The sequence below is a fragment of the Mediterraneibacter faecis genome, assembly GCF_055383675.1.
Window position 1 is genome coordinate 1149401 of sequence record NZ_AP043803.1, and the last position, 26981, is coordinate 1176381.

Sequence of the window (26981 nt, forward strand, 5' to 3'; positions counted from 1 at the left end):
GAAGGAGAACTCACAATGAACGTATGGATTGTGAATCATTACGCCATTCCACCGAGTATGGGGGGATTGGTGAGGCATTATTATTTTTCAAAGTACCTTCAGAAGAAGGGACATTCGGTGAAAATCTTTACATCCAGTAAGATTCATAATACAGATATTAATATGATCAGGGATAAATCTCTTTATAGAGAAGAGATGGAAGATGGTGTAGAGTATACCTTTGTTAAAAGCCGTGATTATAAAGGAAATGGAATGGACAGAGTTATCAATATGATGGATCTTCCATTCAAGACCTGGAAAGCAATGAAGCGGTTTTATAAGAAAGAAAAGCCAGATGTGATTTATACATCTTCTCCAGATTTATTTGTTGCATTATTTGCATTATTATTTGGTAGAAAGCATAAAATACCAGTTGTTGTGGAAGTACGAGATTTATGGCCGGAGTCGATTGTAGAATATAATGGTATGTCTCGAATGAATCCAATTATTCAAGTACTGTATCAGCTTGAAAAATGGATTTACGTACACGCAGATCAATTGATTTTTACAATGCCGGGCGGAAAAGAGTACATATGCGATAAGGGCTGGACGAAAAAAGTTAATATCAATAAAGTAAATCACGTAAATAATGGCGTCGATTTAGCAGAATTTGAAGAGAATAAAAAATTATATAACCTTGAGAATAGCCAGATTGCGAATGATAATGCATTTAAAGTAGTTTACATGGGATCTATTCGAAAAGTAAATAATCTTCAGACATTGGTTGATGCTGCAAAAGAATTGAAAAATCAGGATATTCATTTTTATATTTATGGAGATGGCACAGAAAAAGACATGCTTGAAGATGAGTGCAGAAAGTATTCATTGAATGTTAAATTTGAAGGGCGTGTAGAAAAGAAATATATTCCGTATATTCTGAGCAATGCTGATTTGAACATAATTAATGTTCAGGGGGCAGGCTTAAATAAATACGGATGCAGTTGGAATAAACTGTTTGAGTATATGGCGAGTGAAAAGCCGATTTTATGTAATCTTCCGGTGAATTATGATTTAATAAGAGAGAAAAAATTAGGAATTGCAAAGCGATTTGCGAATGGAAAAGAATATGCGGAAGAGATTACAAAGTTTCGTCAACTTACTTCAGAAGAATACGGAGAGTATTGCCAACGTTTAAAAGAATGCGCACAAGAGTATGATTATCAGATACTGACAAATAAAATTGAGCGGATTTTAAAAAAGGCAATTGATAGTTCAAAACGATAAGTTTGTTTTGAAGAGAAGCGAGATAGTAAAACAGAGGAGTCATTTTGATGAAAATAATGTTTGTATCGGCAGCAAATAGTACGCACACTGTTAGATGGGTGAATGCATTAGCAGAGAGAGGACATGAAGTGTATCTTGTTTCAAACAGAGGCCATGAACCGAAAGAAGATGCACTGAATTCGAGAGTAAAATTATACTTGATGAAACACAGTGGTGGCAAAGGCTATTATCTAAATGCCGGTGAATTGAGAAAAATTGCCAAAAGAATAAATCCGGATGTCATTAACGTACATTATGCAAGCGGTTATGGGACATTGGCGAGGAAAGCACGATTACCGAAATATATTCTTTCAGTATGGGGAAGTGATGTATATGATTTCCCATATGAAAGCAGGGTGAAAAACTACATTTTAAAAAGAAATGTGAGAAGTGCTTCTTATTTGGCCTCAACAAGTAATTGTATGGCTGTCCAACTGAAAAAGGTAATGCAGGATGAAAAACTGGAAATTACGATTACCCCATTCGGAGTGGATTTAAATCAGTTTGATCCGAAAAAGTATAAAGAAACAGAAAAAGAAGAGCTGATAATAGGAAATATAAAAGCTTTAGAAGAAATTTATGGTATTGAAGAAATGATTCTTGCATTTCGAGATCTGAAAAAGGAATTGGAGCAGGAGCATTACTCAAGGAAGATTAAATTATTAATTTATGGTTCGGGAAGCAAAAAAGAACAGTATGAAGATCTGATCAATAAGCAGAACCTGCAGGATTCTGTTTTCCTAAAAGGGAAAATACCTAACACGAAGGTGCCGGAAGCAATAAGCGAATTTGATATTTTTTGTGCATTAAGCCGGAAAGAGAGTTTTGGAGTAGCAGCAGTAGAAGCCATGGCGATGAAAAAGCCCGTTGTTGCATCGGATGCAGATGGATTTAAAGAAGTTATAGAAGACGGAAAAACAGGATTGATTATTTCTCGAAAAGAAATAAATAAGGCAAAAGATGCATTGAAGAAACTTGTGCTTGATGAAAAGATGCGCACAAAGATGGGAAATAATGGACGTCAACGAGTGGAACAACTGTATTCATGGAATGACAATGTAGAGAAAATGCTTAATTTATATGAAAGAGTGAGGTGTGACAATGAACATTAAACAAGAAAAAAGATGTATTGTCCACATCCCCAACCATATTGAAAAAAGCGGAAAATCGGGCTCCAATATCCGTCCAATCAAGATGAAACAGGCATTTGAAGAAAATGGTTATCTTGTTGAATATATTTCAGGATATGGCACTGAAAGAAAAGTTCAAATAAACAAGATAAAACGGAATATAAGGAACGGTATAAAATATGATTTTCTTTATTCAGAGAGTTCTACAATGCCAACTTTGCTGACTGAAAAAAATCATTTGCCTCGTTATCCGTTTTTAGATTTTAGCTTTTTTAAATTTTGCAAGAAAAACGGGATAAAAATCGGACTTTTTTATAGAGATATACAGTGGAAATTTTCTGTATATCGTGATAATGTATCATGGTATAAGAAGTGCTTTTCGATTCCAATGTACAGATATGATTTAAGGCAATATAAAAAATTGCTTAATGTATTTTATCTTCCAACAGATGAAATGCGGGCATACTTAAAAGAATATCCGGAATTGTTGAATAGAAGTGCAATTCTTATGCCAGGATGTGCGGAATATGATGTTGATGCCGTGCAGGCAATATCGGATTTGACTGCAAAAAAACTAGAAATCTTATATGTTGGTGGAATTGACAGAATCTATGATTTGACAGTATTTTTCCAGGCGATGCAGCAGATGCCTGATCAGGTTCATGCTTATGTCTGTTGCAGAGAAAAAGAATGGGAAAATGCAAAGAGCAAGTATTTACCATATATGAGCGAAAAGATTTCCATTATTCATGAGAGTGGACAGGGATTAGAGCCATATTATAAAAAAGCAGATATATGCTGTGCCTTTGCAGGTGAAGGTGATTATATGCGTATGGCAATGCCGATAAAGGTGTTTGAATATTTAGGACATTATATACCGATTATAGCAACCAAAGATACAGCAGCAGGTAAATTTATTGAAAAAGAAAACCTGGGATGGAGTATAGAATATAATCAGGAAGCATTAAAACAATGCTTGCATAATATCTTACAAAACCCGGCATTACTGCAGGAAAAGCGAGAATCGGAAATATCGGCATACGAGGCTAATACATGGAAAGCTAGAGCAAAACAGGTTATTTTAGATTTAAAATAAAGGAGAAGAAAAATGAAAGAACAATTATTGAAGAAAATTGAAAACAAAGAAATCGAAGTTGGTGTAGTAGGTCTTGGATATGTAGGACTTCCACTTGCTGTAGAGAAAGCAAAAGCTGGATTTAAGACAATCGGATTTGATGTTCAGGAAGAAAAGGTAAACCTTGTAAATGAAGGTCATAATTATATCGGAGATGTTGTAGACAGTGATCTGAAGAAACTTGTTGACGAGGGAATGCTGAAAGCAACAACAGACTTTAGTTTTGTAAAAGATGTTGATTTTATCGCTATCTGCGTACCTACACCATTGGATTCCCATCAGGAGCCGGACATCAGCTATGTAAAGGCCTCAACAGAAGCTATTTCTAAATATCTTACAAAAGGAACAATGGTAGTACTTGAGTCTACAACATATCCGGGAACAACAGAAGAACTGATCAAACCAATCCTTGAAGAAGGATCAGGATTAAAATGCGGAGAAGATTTCTATCTTGGATTTTCTCCAGAGCGTGTTGATCCAGGTAACCTGATCTATAAGACAAAAAACACACCAAAGGTTGTTGGAGCAATCGGTAAAGATGCGACAGAGGTAATTGCAACAATGTACCGTGCTGTACTTGAAGGTGATGTATATGAAGTTTCTTCACCGGCAATCGCTGAGATGGAGAAGATCCTTGAAAACACATATAGAAATATCAACATTGGTCTTGTAAATGAACTGACTATGCTCTGTGACAGAATGGGAATCAGCATGTGGGAAGTTATTGATGCTGCTAAGACAAAACCATATGGTTTCCAGGCATTCTATCCAGGTCCGGGACTTGGTGGACACTGTATCCCGCTTGATCCATATTACCTTACATGGAAAGCAAGAGAGTATGGATTCCATACATCTATGATCGAAGGATCTATGATTATTAACGATCAGATGCCGGAATACTGCGTAGAGCGCGCAAGCAAGGTTCTGAATCGTCATAAGAAAGCTATGAACGGAGCAAAGGTACTTGTCCTTGGTGTTGCATACAAGCAGGATATTGATGATTATAGAGAAAGTCCGGCTCTTCGTGTAATTGAAGTGCTCAAACGCGAGATGGCAGATGTTGATTTCTATGATCCATGGATTTCTGAGTACAAATATCATGGAGAGAAACATCAGGGAATTGAGAAAATTGATCCGGAAATCATTGCTTCTTACGACCTGATTATGGTAACAGCAGCACATACGAATGTAGATTATGACATGATTCAGAAGAATGCAAAAGCAATCTTTGATACAAAGAATGTTATGAAGAATATCGAGAACAGAGAGAATATTGAAGTTCTGTAGGAGGATATAAAGATGAAATATGCATTAATTGGTTGTGGAAGAATTTCAACAAATCATGTAAAAGCTGTTGTAAATAATAAACTCGAATTTGTAGCTGCCTGCGATGTTGTACCGGAACATATCGAAAATGTTCTTGCAAAACATGGACTTGAAAATGATACAAGTATTAAAAGATATACAGACTACAAAAAAATGATTGAAGAAAATGAAATCGAACTTGTTGGTATTGCAACAGAAAGTGGTCTTCATGCAGAGATTGCTTTGTACTGTATTGAGCATGGAATCAACTGTATTATCGAGAAACCGATGGCAATGAGCATTGAAGATGCAGATAAGATTATTAAACTGTCTGAGGAAAAAGGCGTAAAAGTATCTGCGTGTCATCAGAATAGATTCAATGTTGCAGTTCAGGAGATGAGAAAAGCTCTTGAAGCAGGAAGATTCGGAAAACTTTCCCATGGTTCTATTCATGTACGTTGGAACAGAAATCAGGATTATTATACACAGGCTCCATGGAGAGGAACATGGGCTCAGGATGGTGGAGCTCTTATGAACCAGTGTATCCATGGAATTGATCTTCTTCGTTGGATGATGGGAAATGAAATCGATGAAGTTTATGGTGTAACAAAACAGCAGTTCCATCATTATCTTGAAGCAGAAGACATCGGAATGGCAGTTGTAAAGTTCAAAAATGGAGCAGTTGCAACAATTGAAGGAACAACAAATGTCTATCCACAGAATCTCGAGGAAACATTATATCTGTTCGGTGAGAATGGTACAGTCAAGCTTGGTGGAAAATCTACAAATAACATTGATGTATGGAATTTTGCTGATGAGACAGATGATGATCAGGCAAACAAAGGACTTGAAGAGCAGACAAGTAATGTATATGGAAATGGACACACAAGTCTTTATGCAGATGTAATTGATGCAATTAAGAATGACAGAGCACCATATGTTGATGCACATGCAGGAAGAAATGCACTGGAGCTTGTTCTTGCAATTTATAAGAGCCAGAAAGAAGGTCATGCTGTAAAACTTCCACTGGAGAATTTTGCAAGTCTGGATATGACAGGAGAATTTTAATGAGTGATTATTTTGTACATGAAAGCAGCTATATAGATGACGATGTTAAAATCGGAAAAGGCACAAAAATCTGGCATTTTTCTCATATTCAAAGTGGATCAGAAATAGGAGAAAACTGTTCTTTTGGACAGAATGTGAATGTGTCAAATCATGTAAAAATTGGAAATGGCGTAAAAGTACAGAATAATGTATCCATTTATGAAGGGGTTGAATTGGAGGACTACGTTTTTTGTGGTCCTTCTATGGTTTTTACGAATGATTTGACACCACGTGCCAAATATCCAAAAGGAAGTGCCGGATATAAGAAGACACTTTTAAAAGAAGGTTCAACAGTAGGTGCAAATGCAACGATTGTATGTGGTCATACAATCGGAAAATGGGCTATGATCGCAGCGGGTGCTGTCGTTACAAAGAATGTAAAAAATCATGCATTAATGGCAGGAGTTCCGGCAAAAAGAATCGGTTGGGTATGTGAATGCGGAAATGTTCTTGGAAAAGATTTGAAATGTGAATGTTGTCATCGAGAATATGAAGAACATACGGATGGATTAAAATTAAAAAAACATTAATGATCTTTTAAAGAAATATATGGGTTTTTGTGAATATAATGGCAAAGAATGTGAAAATTAGTTAATACATAATGCTGAGTGAATCGGAACATGTGAAAAAGAGGGATAAATAGAAATGCAGTTTAGAGATTTAAAGAAACAATATCAGGTATTAAAAGAAGAAATGGATGTTGCAATTTCTGAAGTATTAGAAAATTGTAATTTTATCAGCGGAAATCAGGTAAAAGAATTAGAGGAGCGTCTTGCAAAATATGTTGGAAGAAAACATTGTATTACATGCGGAAATGGTACAGATGCGTTAACGATGATGATGATGGCATGGAATATCAAGGAAGGAGATGCAGTTTTTGTTCCAGATTTCACTTTTTTTGCTTCAGCAGAAGTAGTTTCATTTGAAGGTGCGACACCTGTATTCTATGATGTTGATCCGGATAGTTTCAATGCAGATGTGACATCTCTGAAGGATGCAATTCAAAAAGTAAAGGATGAGGGAAAACTTATACCGCGTGCAATTATTGCAGTAGACCTTTTTGGACAGCCGGCAGATTATGAAAAACTTGAAGCAATTGCAAAAGAAAACAATCTTCTTCTGTTGGAGGATGCTGCGCAGGGATTTGGCGGAAGAATCGGTGATAGAGAGGCATGTAGTTTCGGTGATGCATCTACAACATCATTTTTCCCGGCAAAACCATTAGGTTGTTATGGTGACGGTGGAGCTATTTTTACAGATGACGATGAGACAGCAGAATTATTAGAGTCTATCCGTGTACACGGAAAAGGACAGTTTAAGTATGACAATGTACGTATTGGTTGGAATTCAAGGCTTGATACACTTCAGGCAGCAATTCTTGGAGTTAAACTTACTGCATTTGAAAAGAATGAACTGAAAGCTGTTAATGAAGTTGCAAAGAAGTATACAGAAGCTCTGTCAGATATTGTTAAGACACCATGTGTTAAGAACGGATTTTATTCAAGCTGGGCACAGTATACAATTCAGCTGAAGAATCAGGAAGAAAGAGATGGGCTTCAGTCTTACTTAAAAGAAAATGGTGTTCCATCTATGGTTTATTATCCGAAGCCGATGCATTTACAGACAGCATTTGCTGATACAAAGAAGTATGTAGATTGTCCGGTTTCAGAGGAACTCTGTAAGAAAGTTCTTGCATTGCCAATGCATCCGTATATGAATGCGGAAGATTTAGAGAAAGTATGTAATTGCGTGAAAGATTTTTTGAACTAGTCTTGTAACAGATTGAAAGGAAGATATTATGAGACAATTTTGTGGAATATTTATGGCTAAATTAAAAGAATACGAACGAAGACATCCAATTTTGATCATAATATGGTCTGTGTTAATTACAGCTCTTCTTGTGGCAGGAGTTATGGTGGGATTATCATTCCGCCATAACACTGCAAAAGAAGATGAGTATATAGTATTTAATAATAAATATATAGAAAAAGAACTACAACAGATTTTAAAAAAAGATAAAATAACACAAGAGGATTTAGACAGTCTGCGGACAATAGATATAGAAGATAATCAGGAAATTACAGAAATTGCAGATCTGGCTAAGTGTAAGAAACTTACTCAGCTTACAATCAAAAATTGTAAGTTGAATGATATTTCGGCAATAGAAGGGTTAAATGAACTCCAGGTGCTTGATTTATCTGGAAATGAAATAAAGGATATAACAGCGTTATCAAAATGTTATTCATTAACTGAATTGACATTAACAAATAATCAGATATCAGATATTTCACCAATTTACGGATTGGAAAAAATACAAAAACTGGTTATCCAGCAAAATAATATCGGAAATATTCAAGAAGGAATCGAAAAGATGAAGAGCCTGACATTTCTTGATCTTTCAAAGAACCGACTTGTGAATATAAATCAATTAGCAAAAAGTGAACGGTTAAATTTTTTGTATGTGTCATCAAATATGCTTTCTGAAACACCGGAGTTAGAAGGCTTGACAAATTTAATTCTGTTAGATTTGGGGAACAATGCATTTTCTAAATTAGGATATTTGGGAAATCTTGAACAGTTAGAAGAACTCGACATTTATTCTAATCATTTGGAAGATTTTGACGTTTTAAAAAGTTGTCCGAATATAAAAAGATTAAATATTTCATATAATGAGTATTCCAGGTTAAATGGAATTGAGCAGTGTCCGGATCTCGAGTTTCTGAGCATGAAAGGAACGAAGATAACGGATATTAGCGTGTTGGAAAATCTTCATAATTTTAATACAATTTATCTGGATAATGATTTTGACAGATCACAAATTGATTTTATGATAGGCAATTTTAAAAATGGTGATGAAAAAACAAAGCAGTATTTATTGGATAAACAGTACAATTTAAATGATTGAGGGTTATATTTTGGAGATATTACTTATATTGGTGATTTTTGGGATTTCAACGATTTTGTTCAGTAAAGCAGCAGGAACGTTGAATCCTGGTAAGGTAAATGTTATATCATATATATATTATATTTTCATGTTACAGACATTTGCAGGAACGGCTTTGATTTTATTAGGATTTGATAAACACTATACACTGGGATATCTGTTAAATCGTGATAAAAGCTGTATGATTACAGAAGTAGTTGTTTTTGGAATTGCAATTTTTTTACCGGCATTTATTTTGCTTTGGGAGAAAATGTTCAGAGTCAACATGAAGAAACAGTATCAGGAGTACTTAAAGAAAGAAATAGAATGTGAAAAAGAAGATTTGATTTTTCCTTATTTTGCATTGCTTTCAATTGGGTGTATCGTCTTGTTGATAGGTCTTTTGGCGAAGATTGGATATATTCCGCTTTTGAAATTGATTCATGCGTCAGCGGATTTTGATTTTGCGACAGAGAGAACCAGAATAGGAGGACTTTATTTTATACATCCATATTTAAGCAACATTTTTGTTCTGATGATGGTACCGCTGCTTTCTTATGTGGCATTTGCATACATGCTGAAAACAAAGAAAATAAAATGGACAATTATCACAATTGCTCTATTTATTTCTTCTGTTATTATAAAGACATATAAATTTGAAAAATCATCGGTTGTTTTTTATTTCGCAGCTTTTATAATTATGTTAATTTATTATAAGGGTGGCATTAAGATGATTTATATGATTATATCTGTTGCATTTATGGCAGTAATTATAGTAGCATTTTATTTTCATACAGGTTTTTCAGGATCGCTTTTTGATATTTATAATGGACCAATGGGAAGGACTTTATTTACACAGGTGGGGACTCTGGCATATTGTTTTGATTTGTTCCCAAAAGTGTTCGGTTTTCTTGGAGGCCGGAGCTTTACTCCGACAATTTTAAGATTAATTGGGATGAATAGCAGTGATTATTTGAGAAGCGCAAAACTGACAATGGCATTTTATGGATCAGAAAAAGTGTATGATGGCTCGGCCGGAGTAATGAATGCTCTTTTTGCAGGTGAAGCATATGCAAATTGGGGATATAAAGGTGTGATTTTTGCGGTGATTTGGGTTGCTCTTATTTTGAGTCTTGTAGTTCTGTTAATTATGAAACTTAAAAAAACACCTTCAACATTAGCACTTGGAGCTGTTTTAACAATTAAATTAGGAACAGCGTTGGAAGGTGGATTTTGTGATTTTGTATATAGCTTTGATCTTATACTAACTGTACTGTTTTTACTTGCAATTTATTACTTCTTTGAAAGAGAAGGAAAGATACAAAGGTATATCACAGGAATATCAGAAAAGGTGAAAGGCCAGTTCGTTTATGGGAGAAAAAATAAAAAGTAAGTTAAATGGTTTGATAAAAGGAGGCTTTTTTCACATTTTTGTAGGTAATACACTTGTGAAAATGATTGCTTTTGTTTCAAGTATTGTAATTGTACGTTTAGTTGACAAGACAGATTATGCTTATTTAACGTATGCTGATAATTTATATAACTATGTAGTTTCATTTGCCGGTCTCGGAATGACATCGTCGATTCTTAAATATTGTGCGGCGGCAGATACTGAACAGGAAGATAGAGCATATTTTGAATTTGCAATGAAATATGGAACTCTATTTGAAGCTATCTTATCTTTGATTGTAGTACTTTATGTAGCTTTAACTTCGATTCCGTTCCCTAATGCGCGTAGCGTTGTATATGTACTGGTGATTTATCCTGTTTTTAATAATATATTGGCTACAGTACTTAGTTATTTGAGAGCACATGGCGAGAATGAGGCGTATGCACGTGCCGCTGTGGTTCAGACAACAGTTGTATTTGGATGTAGTGTATGTTTTGTTTTATTGATTGGTATCAAAGGAATTGCATTTGCCAGATACGTGGCGATCATAGTTGCAATCATATCTGTATGGGCAGCACTAAAGAGAAATATTTCTAAAGAGAAAGCGGCGAAGCTGAGTCCGGAACAGATAAAGGCATTTATGGTAATGTCTATCTCATTAATGCTTTCTAATCTGTTTTCACTGATTATGCCAATCAACGAGATGACGCTTGTTAATGAATTACTGAGGAATGAAACAATAACAGCAAATTATAAAATTGCTATTATGATTCCCGGTCAGTTGTCATTCGTGACTCAATCAATTATTATTTATTATTTTACTATTATTGCAAAAGCATCAGATGGAAAAGAAGTGTGGAATATTTCAAAGAAAGTTGGTATGATGACAGCAGGAGTTATTGGTATCATAACTGTTGCAGGAGCAGTGCTTAGTCCGTATATCATAAGAATTGTGTACGGAAGTCGTTATGAAGATGCAACTGCTTTATCAACTGTTTTTTGGATAGTATATGCGTTGAATGCAGGAATCAGAATGGTTCCAATGAATTTTCTGCCGGCAATAGGAGTTGCAAAATTCAATGCAATAATGGCAGCAATTTCTTGTGGAGTACATTTAATCATTACTTATTTTGCAATCAGTCAATTTGGAATCTGGGGAGCTGGAATTGCAACAGGATTTGTATATGTAGTATCAGGAGTGGTATACTGGATATATTATCGGAAAAAGTGTTTATATGATTAAATAACAGATTTTATATAACAAGGGGAGAGAACATGTTAGTTTCTTTTTGCGTGATTGCATATAATGAAGAAAAAGCACTTGATTCGTTGTTCAAAGATATTATTGCACAAGATTATCCACATGAAAAAATGGAAATAGTTCTTGTGAATGCTATGTCCACAGACCAAACGAGAAAAAAGATGGAAGAATTCTCAAAAGAGGATCATGGGTTCCGAAGAGTTGTAGTATTGGACAATAAGAAGAAGATACAGGCAGCAGGATGGAATGTAGCTATTACAGCAGCCAAAGGTGATGTGATTTTAAGGATTGATGCACATACAATGATTCCAAGTGATTTTGTATCAAAAAATATACAATGTATAATAAGTGGAGAAAACGTGACAGGAGGCAGAAGACCGAATGTTGTTGAAGAAGAAACCCCTTGGAAACATACATTGTTGTTGGCAGAATCTTCTATGTTTGGAAGTAGTATTGCACCTTATCGTAAAGGAAATCACAAAACGTATGTGAAGTCTGTTTTTCATGGAGCATATCGTAAAGAGGTATTTGAAAAAGCAGGGCTTTTTAATGAAAATTTAGGACGAACAGAAGATAATGAAATGCATTATCGTATTCGAAAAGCGGGATATAAAATTTGTTTTAATCCAGATATTATATCTTATCAGAATATTAGGAATTCATGGTGTGGAATGTTAAAACAAAAATATGGAAATGGGCATTGGATTGGCTTGACGCTTGGAGTTTGTCCGGGATGCTTTTCTATTCATCATTTTGTTCCTTTGGCATTTGTGCTTGCACTGATTCTAACAGGAATTATAGTTTTGCTGGGAAATACAGGAATGTTTGTTTGCTTATGTGTATTATATGTGATTGTCGATCTGTTAATGTCAGTATTAGCTGTTCAAAGGCAAAAGTGGTACAATTATTATTTAATGTTGCCGTTAATATTTCTATCACTGCATTTAGCATATGGAGTAGGAACCTTAATTGGAATTATAGAAATGCCATTTTGGGTAAGGAAGATTAAGAGGGATAAAAATGAGTAAAGAGAAGATGTCATGGAAGCAGAAAGAACAGATTATATTTATATGTGAAATTCTACTATTTGTAATAGGATCTGTGTTATTTTTGGTATCAAGAGTGGAAAATCTCTTTAATCTGGGATTAGTGGCAATCATGATATTATTCTGTATGAATATCCTGTTCAGTATAAAGAACTTTAAAGAAAATTTTTTATACTTTTTCATGCAGCTTACGCTTTTTACATTTCAAATCAGCAGACCTTTTATAGGAATGTGCAGGGGAATGAAATGGTGGAAAGAAAGTTTTCAGAAAGAGGAAAATATCTGGTTTGCATTGACTTTGATTGTTATTACGGAGACTGCGCTTTATATTGGTGCTAATATTATAAAGTTTTCTCGTATAAAAATTAGAGAAAACAATACACATTCTTTAGACAGCATGTTTTGTAAAACAGAATTTGTCAGCAATCTCAGGAAGATTTCAATGGTTGTGTTTTATGTAACAATGCTGTTTTATCTTATTGAGCAATTTGAACCTTTGATTAAAATAGGAACTGGAAATTACTTGGATTATTACACAAATTATTCCAGTAGTCTGCCAGGTTTCTTTCATACGTTGGCCTCTTTTGCACGTTATAGTATATGTGTATTTCTTGCTACACTACCAGAAAAGAAAAAAACGTTTATTCCATTGAGCTTATACGTTCTTTCCACGATTCCAAGTTTGCTGATAGGAGTACGGAATCCGGCAATGTTAAGTCTCTTGTTTGTATTATCTTATTATTTACTGCGAGATTATTTAGTAGATGATAAGAAATGGATCGGAAAAATTGAAAAGGGACTCCTTGCTATATGTACACCAGCTTTAATTATTTTTATGGGAGTATACGCATATATACGTAGTGGCTTAAAGATTGTAACCGGAAACTTTTTAACATTAATTGCCGATTTTTTCTATGGTCAGGGAGTCACATTTAACGTTACAACAATAGCGTATGGATATCGAGAGGGAATCAGACTATCTCCTCATTTGAATTTTACATTTGGAGATATTATAGACTATATTTATAGAGGAAGTATAGGACAGAAAATTTTTCATACAGAAGGTTTGACGTCGGCAAATAGTGAATTTAATGCCCTTCATAGCAATAATCTTTCACACATTCTTTCTTATTTGAGCATGAAAGAAGATTATTTGAATGGTCATGGACGAGGATCAAATTATTTGGTGGAGACATGGTTTGATTTTGGATATGTTGGAGCTTTTATATTCAGCATTATTTTAGGAATTATTTTACTATATATGGTATATGGGTTTGGAAAAAGAGTATTGCTTAGTACAATTATTCTTGTCTCATTACAAAATATTTTCTTTATTCCCCGAGCGGAAGCGACTGGATGGTTAACATTTATTGTGTATATTCAATTTTGGCTTTGCATTGCTGTATGCTATGGTGGAACGGTGTTTTGTTATAAGACAAAGCTATTTGACCGGTTGAAAAGAAAAAAAGCTCTATAATTATTTGCAGGGGAGGAAAAGGTATGAAACGAAGAAAATGGATGGCTTTGATGCTATGTGCGGGAATATTTATGGCAGATTTCTCTGGAATACCGTTAAAAGTGTCAGCAGAACAGGTGGAACAGGCAGAAACGACTTTGGATGATCAAGGCACACAGAAAGATGATGGTGAAAATACAGAACTGATTCAAGAGACAGAAGATGAAAATAATTCAGAAGAATCGCCAATCGAAACAGAACCGGAAGAAAGCGCGGCAGAAGATACAACAACGGAAGAATTACCATCAACAGAAGTGGTGACAGAATTAAAAACTACAATTGTCAGTAATAAAACAGCAAGAGAATATGTGGACAGAACCGTAGAATTGACAACAAATGTCGAGGATGCGGTCGGAAATGTCGAATACCAGTATACAGAAGAATATAGAGGGGAAACAGCTGTTGTTCAGGAATACGCAGAAAATCCAGTCTATTCATTTAAGACATCTAGCGTTGGTGAACATGTATATCGAGTAAATGTAAAAGATGAAAATGGTAATATAGGATCAGCAGAGTATAAGATTGAGGTGGTTGCACATCCATCGAAAGTTCTTTCAGGAAAATTAACCAGTAATAAAACACAAAAAGAATATGTAGATAGAAAGATAACGTTAACTGCAGAAGCAACAAATGGATATGGGAATTATCAGTACAGGTTTACTGAGAAGAAAGATGGTGTAGAAACAGCATTACAGGATTATGGTGACACAAATACCTATTCATTTATAACAAAGGAATGTGGCGAACATACATATTATGTTTACATTAAAGATGCAGAGGGACAGGAAATACAGTTATCCTATACGATGACAGTTGTACTGCATCCGCAAAAGAAATTGACAGCAGAGCTTAGTTCGAATAAGACAAATCGAGAATATATACAAAGAACAGTTGTTCTAACAGCAGCAGCCAAGGGTGGCTATGGAAAGATCAAATATCAGTTTTCTGAAACATATGGATCAACAACGGCAGTAAGACAGGCTTATAGTGAGAAAAACACGTATACTTTTAAAACTTCAGGAACGGGACATCATGTGTTTTATGTTGACATGATTGATGAACAGGGACAGAAATTTAGAGCATCTTATGAGATGAATATTGTTGCTCATCCGGATAATGTGTTGACAGGTAGTGTGACAAGTAACAAGACGACAAAAGAATATATCGATAGAAATATCTGCTTAACAGCAAATGCAAAAGGTGGTTATGGTTCACTTAAATATCAGTTTGTAGAATCTTATAATGGAAAAGTAACTGTTGTTCAGAAGTATGGTGAAAAGAACACGTATGCATTTAAGACAACAGGGCCAGGAACACATACTTATTATGTATATATAAAGGATAAAGAGAATCAGAGTACAAAACTCAAATATTCCATGACTGTTGTAGTACATCCGGATAAAGTAATAAAAGCAGGTCTTAGAAGCAATAAAACAACGAGAGAATATGCAAAAAGAACTGTTACATTAACTGGCAGTGGAGTGGGTGGATACGGAAAACGTCAGTATCAGTTTACTGAAGTATATGGAGCAACTACAAAGGTAAGACAGAGTTATAGTTATAAAAACACATATTCTTTTACAACGACGGGGATTGGAACACATATTTTCTATGTGGATGTAAAAGATGATGAAGGCCAGGTGGTACGTGCAACGTACACAATGCAGGTAGTGGTACATCCGGATAATCAGTTAAGAGGTTCCTTTGTAAGTAATACAAATGGTATAGCAAAAAACGGACAAAAAATACAGTTGACAGCAACTTCCAGTGGAGGTTATGATAATGTTCATAAATATCGTTTCAGAGAAGTATATGGTGGAAATAACAAAGTTTTACAAAATTATTCTACTAAAAAGTCATGTGAATTTATGTTCTCAGGAAATGGAGCACATACATATTATGTAGATATACTGGATTCGGAAAGTCAGATTTTAACATTGAACTTAAGGATAACATCTCCAGCCTATGTGGATAGAATGTCAGTATTCTCTACAGTGTCTACAAATAATGAAAACGGCACATATAATATGAGTAGAGCATTAAAGAGCTTTAATCAGGTTGTCATTCAGCCGGGACAGACCCTTTCATTTTTTGGCGTGGCAGGGCCATGTGGAAAAGCAGAGGGATATAAGCAGGCAGGAGTTGTAGGTGGTGTTGGATATGGCGGAGGTATCTGTCAGGCGAGCACAACGCTTTACGGAGCAGCAATAAGAGCCGGACTTACAATTGTTCAGAGAAGAAACCATTCTGTTCCATCTACATATGTGCCGATCGGTCAGGATGCAATGGTAGATTATGGATCATCAGATTTGAAATTCAGAAATGACTATGATTATCCGGTGAAACTGGTGACATATGTCAGTGGAAAAACATTGTATGCTGAAGTTTGGGGAATCCAACCAGACTGGTATGATTATGTTAATGTACGATCATGGAGTACAGGAAGCAAATCAGCGGTTGCTTATAGAGATTATGTTAAAAACGGAAAAACAGTAAAAACAGAACAGCTTCCAAGTTCATATTACAAATAATTTGAAATAACATGTTATAGAAAAAGACTGATTGGAAAATCAGTCTTTTTTTAAACGCATTTTTGTGTTATTATCATAGAGAAATCTATGGGGAGCAATAAGCAAGAGGAGGTTAAGGTATATGAAAAAGCTATTAGTAGTTGTAATGTTGACAAGTATGGTGCTTTTTTCAGTGGGATGTGGGAAAAACAATGTGGATACAGAACAAAATACTACAGTAGAGGATTCAGGCAATAAGGATACAAGTGAAACGATAGATTCTGAAAAAAATAATCAAAAACAGGAGGAAGAAAAAAGCAATATTTCAGAAGAAAAGCAAGAGATGAAGACGTTGAAAATTTACTATGTGAATGAAAATGCTGAAATCGTTTCGGAAGAGATGAAGACAGAAAACATAGATGATACAACAGTTTGGAATCAATTAATAGAAAAAGGTATTCTGACAGAAGGTTGTAAATTGAACAGTTGTAAAATTGACGAGAATAATAAAACAATAGATCTGGATATGAATACAGAAGTTGGTGAACGTATCAGAAGTATGGGGACCACAGGGAAAGATGAAATACTTACATGTATTGTGAACTCCTATTTGGATACATATAACTGTGAGAAACTTAAATTAACAGAGAATGGACAGGCATTAGATACAGGTGATACAGAGTTAGATGGATACATGAATCACTTCTGATGGAAATAAGAGCAATTGATAAACATAGAAAATAAGTAGGAGGAAAAAATGATATCAAAAATAAGAACGTGTCTGGTCGCAATATTAGCAGCAGCAACTGTGGTTACATCAGTACCGGTTTATGCAGCGGACACAAAAGTGGATACAAATATAGAAACAGTTGAAAATCAGCCATCAGACAGTGAGCAGATAGAAGAAAATCAAGTTCAGAATGCAATAGAGCAGCACCTGAATTATTTGTACATAGAAAGTCCGTACGTAGAAACTCCGGCAACACAGAGAATTGTTGTTTCCTGGGGGGATGGAACAGAAAATATTGAAGAGATTGATTTAAGTGTAGAACATAATGGGGATACACAAACATGGACTTCTATAAAATCAGAAGACGGTGTCTTTCTATATGAGAAGGCATATGCAGATGGAGAGGATGGAATTTATACAATAACCAAATTGACAGTAAAGACAGCAGAGATGGAAACAAGTTATTTGCTGTCGGATCTTGGAATGGAAGCAAAATTTGGTGTTAATGAAACATATGAAGGAATGTCAGAATTACAGCCGATTGAAGGACAACCGGATGCAGAAGCAGCAACTGATGAGGAGCAGTATGATGTTGCTGTTATGAGTATTGATGAAGATGGAAATGTGATGGAAGAGTCCAGTATAGAAGATGCATTGGAGAAAGCGGAAGTTGAAGAATATGATTCGGATGAAGATATTCAGACTTATGCAGAGGATAATGCAAGAGCTGTGGATGATTCGAGAGCTGTCAATGAGAATGTTGTGGTTGCTCTTGATCCGGGACATGATTCAACACACACAGGAGCAGGAGCGAATGGTGTAAGAGAGGAAGTTTTAACTTTAAAGATTGCACAATATTGTAAGGAAGAATTGGAAAAGTATGCGAATGTGTCGGTTTACATGACACGAACGACAGCAGCATGCCCATATCCAAGCAATAAGAACAGTGGTGGGGATATCAGTGACAGAGTATATGCGGCTGCAAAAGCAGGGGCAAGTATATTTGTTAGCTTTCATTTGAATTCTTCTACATCGACTTCAGCAAAAGGTGCAGAAGTAATTGTACCAAATGATAGTTGGAAACCAGAAGTTGCACAGCAGGGAAAAGAGCTGGCGAATGACATTATGGATGAGCTGACTGCGATTGGTTTGCAGAAAAGATCTATTTATAGTAAAGATACAACACTGGCAGATGAAAAATATCCAGATGGATCAAAATCAGATTATTTTTCGGTTCAGATTGCAGCGAAAGAAAATAATATTCCTGGAATTATAGTAGAACATGCATTTGTAACGAATACAGGCGATGTAAATACATATCTGAATAATGAAGCCGGGTTAAAAAAACTCGGTGTTGCGGATGCTACTGGTATAGCAAAGTATTTAGGGGTATCTAAGGAAAAAGGAACTTGGGTAGAGGATTCCAATGGATGGAAATATAAAGAAGGCGGAAAATATGTAACTAATTCCTGGAAAGACATTGATGGAAAGAGATATTATTTTGACGCAAATGGATATCGGGTGACAGGCTGGCAGACAATTGGTGGAAAAAAATACTTCTTCATGCCAGAAGGTTATATGATGACCGGTTGGATTTCTTTTGGAAGTACAAGATATTATCTGATGCCCGATGGACATATGCTGACAGGCTGGTGTAGCTTTGGAAGTACAAAGTATTATCTTGCATCAGATGGAAAGATGGTACGAGGTTGGCAGACAATTGATGGAAAACGATATTATTTTAATGATGATGGAGTGATGCAGACAGGCTGGCAGACAATCAATGGAAAGAAATACTTCTTCATGCCGGAAGGTTATATGATGACCGGCTGGATTTCTTTTGGAAGTACAAGATATTATCTGGATAAAAACGGAGTAATGCAGACAGGCTGGCAGACAATCAATGGAAAGAGATATTTCTTTATGCCGGAAGGCTATATGATGCGCGGCTGGATTTCTTTTGGTCAGACAAGATATTATCTGGATTCTAATGGTGTGATGGTGACCGGAAAACAGGTGATTGACGGGACAACGTATACGTTTGCTTCTGACGGTAAGCTGATTGTAGAGAGTAAACGTGGTTGGAAAACAGTAAATGGAAAAAAATATTATTACAATAAAAATGGAGTAGCAGTAACAGGCTGGCAGACGATCGATGGAAAGAAATATTTCTTTATGCCGGAAGGTTACATGATGACCGGTTGGATTTCTTTTGGAAGTACAAGATATTATCTGATGCCCGATGGACATATGCTGACAGGCTGGTGTAGCTTTGGAAGTACAAAGTATTATCTTGCATCAGATGGAAAGATGGTACGAGGTTGGCAGACAATTGATGGAAAACGATATTATTTTAATGATGATGGAGTGATGCAGACAGGCTGGCAGACAATCAATGGAAAGAAATACTTCTTCATGCCGGAAGGTTATATGATGACCGGCTGGATTTCTTTTGGAAGTACAAGATATTATCTGGATAAAAACGGAGTAATGCAGACAGGCTGGCAGACAATCAATGGAAAGAGATATTTCTTTATGCCGGAAGGCTATATGATGCGCGGCTGGATTTCTTTTGGTCAGACAAGATATTATCTGGATTCTAATGGTGTGATGGTGACCGGAAAACAGGTGATTGACGGGACAACGTATACGTTTGCTTCTGACGGTAAGCTGATTGTAGAGAGTAAACGTGGTTGGAAAACAGTAAATGGAAAAAAATATTATTACAATAAAAATGGAGTAGCAGTAACAGGCTGGCAGACGATCGATGGAAAGAAATATTTCTTTATGCCGGAAGGTTACATGATGACCGGTTGGATTTCTTTTGGAAGCACGAAATATTATCTTGGCACAGATGGAGTGATGCGGACAGGCTGGCAGACAATTAATGGAAAGAAATATTTCTTTATGCCGGAAGGTTATATGATGACCGGTTGGATTTCTTTTGGTCAGACGAGATATTATCTGATGCCGGATGGACATATGCTGACAGGATGGTGCAGCTTTGGAAGTACAAAGTATTATCTTGCATCAGACGGAAAAATGGTACGAGGCTGGCAGACAATCAGTGGAAAGAAATATTTCTTTATGCCGGAAGGCTACATGATGACCGGTTGGATTTCTTTTGGAAAGACAAGATATTATTTGGATAAAAATGGAGTGATGCAGACAGGATGGCAATTTATATCCAATACATGGTATTATTTCCGAACCAATGGAACATTGGATGATTCTTGTACTACAGATCAGTTGATGGCTATTTCTGGAAAGACTACTGTGACTGCATCCCAGATAGAAAAATATTTTAAGGCTAAGGGTGCAACATATCCGGCATATTACGCTGAGACGGATGCGCCAACACTTGAAAAATTCTGTCAGATTTACGTTGAAGAAGCGAATGCGGAAGGAATCAATGGGGCAATTGCATTTACACAGGCAATGAAAGAGACTGCATGGCTTAAATTTGGTGGTGATGTTAAGATTGAACAGAATAATTTTGCAGGACTTGGAACAACTGGTGGCGGCGTTGCCGGAGCATCATTTACTACAGTACGTGAAGGAATACGAGCTCAGATTCAGCATTTGAAAGCATATGGATCCAAAGATGCATTAAAGAATGAATGCGTAGATCCAAGATTTTCATTGGTTACAAGAGGAAGCGCTCCTTATGTGGAATGGCTTGGTCAGAAAGAAAATCCAAATGGATATGGATGGGCTACAAGTGAAGGATATGGTATTGATATTGAAAAAATGGTGAAGAATCTGCAAACATATTAAAGAAATAATAGTTTGGGCGTCTATTGTAAGTTCAATAGGCGCCTTCTTAGTAAAACGATATTCATTGTTTACTATGCAGATGGAGAATATTCAGAATGAAAAAAATATGTTTTGTTAATTATGATATGACAGTAACAGGAGGAGTTGAGCAAGTCACAACAACTCTTGCCAATGAGTTTTGTAAAGAATATGAAGTATATATTTATGCAATCTTTGGAAAAGGAGGGCATGTTCCATATGACCTGGATCCGAGAATTACATATAGAGCAGAACTAGAAGAAGAGTGTCGAGTACGCGACAGAATTAAGAAGACATTTCGACCATTTAGGGAATTTGTTAGACAAAATCAAATAGATGTGGTTTTCCTTATGGAGAATTATCCAGCTATGACGGTTTCACCGGTTCGCTTTTTTACGAAAGCAAAGTATGTGTTTTGTGATCACGGTGCATTAATGAATGAATGGGAGAAGAAAGATATCCGCTTTTTCCGTTTCTGGGATTCATTAATTTCACATTGTACAGTGACATTGACGGAACAGAACAGACAGGATTATATTAGAAAATTTCATATGAATCCAAAGAAAATCCGAAGTATATATAATTGGATCAAACCAGAAATCCTGACTATGCGAAAGGAATATAAAGAGGATTCGAGAAAAATTATCACCGTAGGAAGATTCAGTGAAGAAAAGGGATATGATCTTCTTGTAGAAGTGGCGAAAAAAGTATTGCCTTCTCATCCTGAGTGGGAATGGCATTTATACGGAACGGGAGATACTTTTGACGAGATACACCAAAAGGTGGTAGAATACGATTTAACGTCTCAATTGATTCAGAAAGGGAATGTAAAAGATGTATATAAGTTGTATAATGAATATGCATTTTTGGTATTACCATCTTACAGGGAAGGATTGCCGTTAGTATTGCTTGAGGCAAAGGCAAGTGGACTTCCTATGGTGAGCTTTGATGTAACAACAGGGCCAAGAGAAATCGTTGAGGAGGGGAAGGATGGATATTTAATCCCCCCTTATGATTTGGACAAGATGGCAAATCGTATAGAATTGTTGATGGATAGTGAAGAACAAAGAATTGCGTTTTCAAATCATACGATATCGGGTGTAAAAAAATTTGAAAAAGAAGAGATTTATCGACAGTGGACGAATCTGATAGATGAACTGACAATGGAAAGGAAGTAATTGGAAAGTAAATGAAAGTATTACAAGTTGGATTATCCTTTAATCCCGGGGGAATTGAAAGTTTTGTAATGACTTATTACAGAGAATTGAGTAAGAAGGGTGTTAGATTTGATTTCATAAGTATGTTTCCACACCTTGCGTATGAAGAAGAAATCAAGTCACTTGGAGGAAAAGTATTTCATACATGTGATGCAAGAAAACATCCATTGAAATTTAGCAGACAAATGAGAAAGATACTTCGAATCGGAAGGTATGATGCAGTTCATGTAAATATGCTGTCAGCAGCGAATATAGTACCGCTGATTGTGGCAAGCTATGGAAAGGTTCCAACAGTGATCGCACACTCACATAATTCTTCGACTCCGGGAGTGGTGAGAAATTTGTTGCACAGAATTAACCGACCGTTGATTCCAATGTTTGCTACAAAGTATTTTGCATGCAGTGAATTGGCTGGAGAATGGCTCTTTTCAAAAAAGATAAGAGAGAGTAACAATTATCATCTTATCCACAATGCTCTTGATCTGAAAAAATTTGCTTTCAGTTTGTCAGAACGTGAAGAGATCCGCCATGAACTGGGAGTAGAAGGAAAATTTGTGCTAGGACATGTGGGACGTTTTGAAGAACAGAAGAATCATGAATTTCTTTTGGAGATTTTTCGGGAAGTTGCATCTGCCTGTGAAGAAGCTATACTTTTGTTAGTTGGAGAAGGAGAACTTCAGGAAATGATCCAAAAGAAAGCTGAGGAATATGGAATAGAAGATAGAATCAGATTTCTAGGGATCAGAAAAGATGTTGCAAAACTATGGAAAGGAATGGACATTTTTGTATTCCCATCTCTTTTTGAGGGTCTTCCTATTGTTGCGTTGGAAGCACAGGCATCCGGAATCAGGAGTGTAATGGCAGATACGATTACAACAGAAGTGAAGTTAGTTGAAAAAGTGAAATTTCTGTCACTCCAGGATTCACCAAAGGAATGGAGCCGTGTGATTCTTTCTTACAAAGGAGAAGACAGGAGCGAAGAAGAAAATTCAGGAATCAGGCAGGCATTTGCAAAAGCAGGATATGATATTGAAAGCGCTGCGCAGACTTTGCTTTCATACTATGAATAAAATGGAGGAGATATCATGCCGACAATCAGTGTGATCGTACCGGTTTATAAAGTTGAACCATATATAAGAAAGTGTGTGGATTCCATTTTGGGACAGACATTTTCTGATATTCAGGTGATTCTGGTAGACGATGGGAGTCCCGACCAGTGTGGAAAAATATGTGATGAATATGCAAAACAGGACAATCGAGTGGAAGTGATACATAAGGAAAATGGTGGACTTAGTGATGCCAGAAATGCTGGAATTCCCTATGCAAAAGGAGAATATATCATTTTTTTAGACAGTGATGACTATATTGAAAATGATATGTTTGAATATATGTATACACGTATCAAAGATAGCGGAGCAGATATGGCAACATGTGGCTTATATGAAGTGTATAAAGACAGAATCGAGACACAAAAGGAAGAGGTGGATTTTGTCTGCACAGGAGAAGAGGCTTTTCGCTGTATCCTCAGGGGGCATACGATCCGTGGAGAAATATGGAATAAACTGATCCGGAAAAGCTGTATCGAAGATCTTCGTTTTCCGAAGGGAAGATTGTATGAAGACATTTATTATACAGTAGACCTTATGCAGCGAATTAAGAAGGTGGCAGTAGGAACAAAGCCGAAGTATTATTATCTTCATCGAGAAGACAGTATTACCGGAAAGGCATACCGTCCGAAAGTATTTGACATAATAGATGGCTATACAAAGAATTATGAAGTAGTGAAAGAGAAATTTCCATCACTAACACAGGAGGCAGAGTGCCTCTGGATCTGGTCACGCTTTATTGTTCTGGATAAGATGCTGTTACAGGAGGATTATAAGAAGTTAGAAGGATATCAGGATTTGAAACGCTTTATTCGCGGGCATATCCTGACAATCCTGCGAAATCCATATTTTCAGCCAAAGAGAAAGATTTCATCTGTTGTATTGTGCGTAAATACGGGCTTGTACAGGAAGATGGTATTCATGAGTGAGGAAAAGAAAAAATAGATGAAGAGACATGCGTATTTAATTAAGGCACATCATCAGTTTGATTTATTAGAAAAATTGTTACGGCTTCTTGATGATGAAAGAAATGATATCTATATTCATATAGGGGTTGGAGTGAACTACGATAGGGCCAGATTTGAAAAATGTGTGAAAAGATCTGGGATTTTTTTTGTGTATCCAGTAAAGGAATCCTGGGGAGGATATAGTCAGATTGAAAGTGAGCTTCATCTTTTTGAAGCGGCAGCAGAAAATAGTTATGCATATTATCATTTACTGAGTGGAGTGGATCTTCCATTAAAAACACAGGATGAGATCCATGCTTTTTTTGATGCAAATGATGGAAAAGAGTTCATTTATTTCTGTCCGAAGTCTTTTTGGAAGGAGTCTGCTTACAAATATGAGCAGTACCGCTTTTGGCAGGAAAAGATTGGAAGAAAACAGAAGGGAGTTTATTTCTTTATGGAAAAGATTTCCTTATTTCTGCAACGCAGACTCGGAATCAGGAGACATCAACCAGAAATGGAATATTGCTTGGGGGCTAATTGGGTAAGCATTACACATTCACTGACAAAATATATCATCGAACAGAAAAATCTGATAAAAAAGCTGTTTGAGAAAACATTATGTTGTGATGAATTTTTTGTTCAGACATTGGTGTGGAATTCAAAATACAGAGAGAATGTATATTCCTTTGAGGAGGATTATTTTGCCTGTCTTCGCTTGATAGACTGGAAACGGGGGAATCCATATGTCTGGAGAAATCAAGATTATGAAGAACTGATGAATGCCCCACATCTCTTTGCACGTAAGTTCGATGAAAATATTGACCAGGAGGTTATAGATAAAATCTTTCAGACAATATCTAGTAGACAAAAAGCAGGAAAGGAGAACTCATGAGAGGAAAACAGGCTTTTAAGAATATGGTGGCTAATTTGTTTTTGCAGGTAATTGTTCTTTTGTCCGGATTGATATTGCCACGTTTTATTCTTGAGGCTTATGGATCCAGTGTAAATGGAATGATTACTTCTGTAAATCAGTTTCTGACTTATCTAGGACTTGCAGAAGCAGGCGTGGGGACTGCGACGGTAGTTGCGCTTTATACGCCACTTGCCCTAAATCAAACAGGGGAAGTGAATTCTATTCTTTCAGCTTCAAGAAAATTTTATAATAAATCAGGAATGTTATTTCTTGCATTGACAATAGTTCTTGTTGGCGTATATCCGTATTTCATTTCAGGACAATTAGATAATAGTCTTGTGAGGTGGATGATTATTGTTTTGTCGGGAAGTACACTGGTGGATTATTTTTTTCTTGGTAAATACAGAGTATTACTAACAGCAAACCAAGAAGGATATGTAGTTGCTTTAATTCAGGCAGCAGGTACAGTTGTTAATATGGTTGTATCCATATTTCTGATTTATATTGGAGCAGGTGTTTTAATTGTAAAGGCAGTAGCAACTGGTGTATATATGCTTCGCCTGGTGTTAGTTAAAATCTATGCAAAGCGGAAATATCCGGAACTTGATTTTCATGCAGAACCAAAGGATAGTGCATTAAAGCAGAAAAATGCAGCACTTTTACATCAGGTTGTTGGTATTATCGTGAACAATACTGATACAACAGTACTCACAATTTGCCTGGGTACAAAGTCCCTTCTTGAGGTTAGTGTCTATGGAGTTTATATGATGGTAGTTAATGCAGTGAATCAGTTGATGACATCGTTTTCGAATGGTCTGACCGCAGGATTTGGAGAAGTGATCGCCAAGAATGAGGAAGAGACACTAAAAAAGAGCTATTCAAGTTATGAGTATATGTATTTTGTAATCATGTTTATTGTGATTGCCTGCATGGGAGTGTTGATCTTGCCGTTTGTTGGAGTGTATACGGTTAACTTGACAGATGTGCAGTATGTGCGTCCTCTGCTGGGACTCCTTTTTACTTTGATTGTTCTGATGCAGAATGTAAGGATTCCGGGATTGACGATTATTTGCGCAGCAGGGCATTATAAGGAAACGAGATATCAGGCGATTTTAGAAGCTGTGATAAATATTACAGTTTCTCTTGGGCTGGTATGGAAGTTAGGCATGGCAGGAGTTCTTCTTGGTACAGTATGTTCTTATGGATATCGTTCTTTTGATATTGTGTTTTATACAAGTCGTCATCTGGTGAAAGGATGTGCAAAGATATCTTTGATTCGGATTGTAAGAAATGGAATTGCAGTTGCATTTCTTTGTATTGTTGGAACATATGTTATTCCTCAGAATATGGCATCTTTTATTATATGGTTCCTCTATGCAATCGGAATGGTGGCTGTAAGCGTATTTACTATTGTTGGGGTAAATTATGTGGTCGAACCGGATGAGTTCAAAGAACTTGTACTTAGGGTGAAGGGAATTTTGGGAAGGAAAAAAGAAGATTGATGGAAAAATGGAAAGCACAATGTGTTTTTATAACACATAACATCTTTATTCGTTTATTTTTTATAACTGCTGCAGTTGTCTGGACTTTGGGATTACAAACATCTAATGTGTTTGTAGTTCCCTTGGTAATTATCCTTTGGTTT

20 protein-coding genes are annotated in these 26981 nt (G+C 36.1%); all 20 read left to right on the plus strand.

Features of this window, described 5'->3' with window-relative positions; translation table 11 throughout:
* The first annotated feature begins 15 nt into the window (after positions 1-15).
* Positions 16-1263 carry a glycosyltransferase family 4 protein gene (locus ACZ47Z_RS05375; RefSeq protein ID WP_117825397.1) on the plus strand — a complete coding sequence of 416 codons (1248 nt, stop codon included), beginning with the start codon at positions 16-18 and terminating at the stop codon, positions 1261-1263.
* 47 nt (positions 1264-1310) lie between these two features.
* Complete coding sequence (locus ACZ47Z_RS05380; protein ID WP_117825400.1) at positions 1311-2414, plus strand: glycosyltransferase; 1104 nt, start codon at positions 1311-1313, stop codon at positions 2412-2414.
* Positions 2404-3528 (plus strand): glycosyltransferase, encoded by a 1125-nt coding sequence (locus ACZ47Z_RS05385; RefSeq protein WP_020435737.1) that lies wholly within the window; start codon positions 2404-2406, stop codon positions 3526-3528. The genes ACZ47Z_RS05380 and ACZ47Z_RS05385 overlap by 11 nt, the downstream gene beginning before the upstream one ends.
* Before the next feature lie 12 nt (positions 3529-3540).
* A complete protein-coding gene (locus ACZ47Z_RS05390) occupies positions 3541-4854 on the plus strand; it encodes a nucleotide sugar dehydrogenase (RefSeq protein ID WP_020435738.1) in 1314 nt (437 codons plus the stop codon).
* A 12-nt stretch (positions 4855-4866) separates the two neighbouring features.
* Positions 4867-5940 (plus strand): Gfo/Idh/MocA family protein, encoded by a 1074-nt coding sequence (locus ACZ47Z_RS05395; protein WP_020435739.1) that lies wholly within the window; start codon positions 4867-4869, stop codon positions 5938-5940.
* Positions 5940-6509: an acyltransferase gene (locus ACZ47Z_RS05400; RefSeq protein WP_020435740.1), complete on the plus strand. Its 570-nt coding sequence runs from the start codon at positions 5940-5942 to the stop codon at positions 6507-6509. The genes ACZ47Z_RS05395 and ACZ47Z_RS05400 overlap by 1 nt, the downstream gene beginning before the upstream one ends.
* 115 nt (positions 6510-6624) lie before the next feature.
* Positions 6625-7749, plus strand: coding sequence for a DegT/DnrJ/EryC1/StrS family aminotransferase (locus ACZ47Z_RS05405; RefSeq protein WP_054752619.1), 1125 nt, complete (start codon positions 6625-6627; stop codon positions 7747-7749).
* A 28-nt stretch (positions 7750-7777) separates the two neighbouring features.
* Positions 7778-8884 (plus strand): leucine-rich repeat domain-containing protein, encoded by a 1107-nt coding sequence (locus tag ACZ47Z_RS05410; protein ID WP_117828103.1) that lies wholly within the window; start codon positions 7778-7780, stop codon positions 8882-8884.
* A 10-nt stretch (positions 8885-8894) separates the two neighbouring features.
* On the plus strand, positions 8895-10295 hold the full coding sequence (locus ACZ47Z_RS05415) for an oligosaccharide repeat unit polymerase (RefSeq protein ID WP_147339193.1): 1401 nt from the start codon (positions 8895-8897) through the stop codon (positions 10293-10295).
* Positions 10273-11535 (plus strand): oligosaccharide flippase family protein, encoded by a 1263-nt coding sequence (locus tag ACZ47Z_RS05420; RefSeq protein WP_054752631.1) that lies wholly within the window; start codon positions 10273-10275, stop codon positions 11533-11535. The genes ACZ47Z_RS05415 and ACZ47Z_RS05420 overlap by 23 nt, the downstream gene beginning before the upstream one ends.
* 32 nt (positions 11536-11567) lie before the next feature.
* Positions 11568-12581, plus strand: a complete 1014-nt coding sequence (locus ACZ47Z_RS05425; protein WP_118174024.1) for a glycosyltransferase family 2 protein — start codon at positions 11568-11570, stop codon at positions 12579-12581.
* Entirely contained in the window at positions 12574-14076 is a 1503-nt protein-coding gene (locus tag ACZ47Z_RS05430) for an O-antigen polysaccharide polymerase Wzy family protein (RefSeq protein WP_118174025.1), read from the plus strand. The genes ACZ47Z_RS05425 and ACZ47Z_RS05430 overlap by 8 nt, the downstream gene beginning before the upstream one ends.
* A gap of 23 nt (positions 14077-14099) precedes the next feature.
* Positions 14100-16646, plus strand: coding sequence for a VanW family protein (locus ACZ47Z_RS05435; protein ID WP_464525952.1), 2547 nt, complete (start codon positions 14100-14102; stop codon positions 16644-16646).
* Between the two features lie 121 nt (positions 16647-16767).
* Complete coding sequence (locus ACZ47Z_RS05440) at positions 16768-17334, plus strand: GerMN domain-containing protein (protein ID WP_117825418.1); 567 nt, start codon at positions 16768-16770, stop codon at positions 17332-17334.
* A gap of 48 nt (positions 17335-17382) precedes the next feature.
* Positions 17383-21132, plus strand: a complete 3750-nt coding sequence (locus tag ACZ47Z_RS05445; RefSeq protein ID WP_464525953.1) for an N-acetylmuramoyl-L-alanine amidase — start codon at positions 17383-17385, stop codon at positions 21130-21132.
* A gap of 95 nt (positions 21133-21227) precedes the next feature.
* Positions 21228-22328: a glycosyltransferase family 4 protein gene (locus tag ACZ47Z_RS05450; protein WP_117825424.1), complete on the plus strand. Its 1101-nt coding sequence runs from the start codon at positions 21228-21230 to the stop codon at positions 22326-22328.
* 11 nt (positions 22329-22339) lie between these two features.
* Complete coding sequence (locus tag ACZ47Z_RS05455) at positions 22340-23437, plus strand: glycosyltransferase family 1 protein (protein ID WP_054752986.1); 1098 nt, start codon at positions 22340-22342, stop codon at positions 23435-23437.
* Positions 23438-23452: 15 nt separating this feature from the next.
* On the plus strand, positions 23453-24418 hold the full coding sequence (locus tag ACZ47Z_RS05460; RefSeq protein WP_020435752.1) for a glycosyltransferase family 2 protein: 966 nt from the start codon (positions 23453-23455) through the stop codon (positions 24416-24418).
* Positions 24419-25315, plus strand: coding sequence for a beta-1,6-N-acetylglucosaminyltransferase (locus tag ACZ47Z_RS05465; protein WP_117825426.1), 897 nt, complete (start codon positions 24419-24421; stop codon positions 25313-25315).
* Entirely contained in the window at positions 25312-26838 is a 1527-nt protein-coding gene (locus tag ACZ47Z_RS05470; RefSeq protein ID WP_118174026.1) for a lipopolysaccharide biosynthesis protein, read from the plus strand. The genes ACZ47Z_RS05465 and ACZ47Z_RS05470 overlap by 4 nt, the downstream gene beginning before the upstream one ends.
* Positions 26839-26981 lie beyond the last annotated feature (143 nt).

Coding starts and splice junctions, on each gene's coding strand:
- ACZ47Z_RS05375 (WP_117825397.1), top strand. CDS start 16: ATGAACGTATGGATTGTGAATCATTACGCCATTCCACCGAGTATGGGG.
- ACZ47Z_RS05380 (WP_117825400.1), top strand. CDS start 1,311: ATGAAAATAATGTTTGTATCGGCAGCAAATAGTACGCACACTGTTAGA.
- ACZ47Z_RS05385 (WP_020435737.1), top strand. CDS start 2,404: ATGAACATTAAACAAGAAAAAAGATGTATTGTCCACATCCCCAACCAT.
- ACZ47Z_RS05390 (WP_020435738.1), top strand. CDS start 3,541: ATGAAAGAACAATTATTGAAGAAAATTGAAAACAAAGAAATCGAAGTT.
- ACZ47Z_RS05395 (WP_020435739.1), top strand. CDS start 4,867: ATGAAATATGCATTAATTGGTTGTGGAAGAATTTCAACAAATCATGTA.
- ACZ47Z_RS05400 (WP_020435740.1), top strand. CDS start 5,940: ATGAGTGATTATTTTGTACATGAAAGCAGCTATATAGATGACGATGTT.
- ACZ47Z_RS05405 (WP_054752619.1), top strand. CDS start 6,625: ATGCAGTTTAGAGATTTAAAGAAACAATATCAGGTATTAAAAGAAGAA.
- ACZ47Z_RS05410 (WP_117828103.1), top strand. CDS start 7,778: ATGAGACAATTTTGTGGAATATTTATGGCTAAATTAAAAGAATACGAA.
- ACZ47Z_RS05420 (WP_054752631.1), top strand. CDS start 10,273: ATGGGAGAAAAAATAAAAAGTAAGTTAAATGGTTTGATAAAAGGAGGC.
- ACZ47Z_RS05425 (WP_118174024.1), top strand. CDS start 11,568: ATGTTAGTTTCTTTTTGCGTGATTGCATATAATGAAGAAAAAGCACTT.
- ACZ47Z_RS05430 (WP_118174025.1), top strand. CDS start 12,574: ATGAGTAAAGAGAAGATGTCATGGAAGCAGAAAGAACAGATTATATTT.
- ACZ47Z_RS05435 (WP_464525952.1), top strand. CDS start 14,100: ATGAAACGAAGAAAATGGATGGCTTTGATGCTATGTGCGGGAATATTT.
- ACZ47Z_RS05440 (WP_117825418.1), top strand. CDS start 16,768: ATGAAAAAGCTATTAGTAGTTGTAATGTTGACAAGTATGGTGCTTTTT.
- ACZ47Z_RS05445 (WP_464525953.1), top strand. CDS start 17,383: ATGATATCAAAAATAAGAACGTGTCTGGTCGCAATATTAGCAGCAGCA.
- ACZ47Z_RS05450 (WP_117825424.1), top strand. CDS start 21,228: ATGAAAAAAATATGTTTTGTTAATTATGATATGACAGTAACAGGAGGA.
- ACZ47Z_RS05455 (WP_054752986.1), top strand. CDS start 22,340: ATGAAAGTATTACAAGTTGGATTATCCTTTAATCCCGGGGGAATTGAA.
- ACZ47Z_RS05460 (WP_020435752.1), top strand. CDS start 23,453: ATGCCGACAATCAGTGTGATCGTACCGGTTTATAAAGTTGAACCATAT.
- ACZ47Z_RS05465 (WP_117825426.1), top strand. CDS start 24,419: ATGAAGAGACATGCGTATTTAATTAAGGCACATCATCAGTTTGATTTA.
- ACZ47Z_RS05470 (WP_118174026.1), top strand. CDS start 25,312: ATGAGAGGAAAACAGGCTTTTAAGAATATGGTGGCTAATTTGTTTTTG.